At 40.5% G+C, this 242-nt stretch carries 1 protein-coding gene; it reads right to left on the bottom strand.

Features of this window, described 5'->3' with window-relative positions:
- Nucleotides 1–242 (bottom strand): IS66 family transposase zinc-finger binding domain-containing protein (locus CDO51_RS13375; RefSeq protein ID WP_205842281.1); only part of this gene is annotated, 242 nt, incomplete at both ends.

Raw genomic sequence — 242 nt, 5'->3', positions numbered from 1 at the left:
AGAAGGTGCTGTTTTTACTGGTGTAGTAGTATTTTCTTTATCGCATTTTCTGCAGCTGTAAACATACTTAATGTGCTTTAATACCTTGGCCTTGGCAGGAACGATTTTTAATTCGCGTCTTTCTTCTGTGCTCATTTCATGAAGGTTATCACCACAACAAGAGCACACCTGTTCTTCTGAAGAAAGGCGATGCTCTACAACTTCTTCTTCAAGGCCTTCTAACTGTATATCTCGCTGGCCTT

The sequence above is a fragment of the Natranaerobius trueperi genome (assembly GCF_002216005.1).
GTDB lineage: Bacteria > Bacillota > Natranaerobiia > Natranaerobiales > Natranaerobiaceae > Natranaerobius_A > Natranaerobius_A trueperi.
Note: the sequence above shows the minus strand (reverse complement) of the source record. Positions and strands in the feature narration are given on the sequence as shown.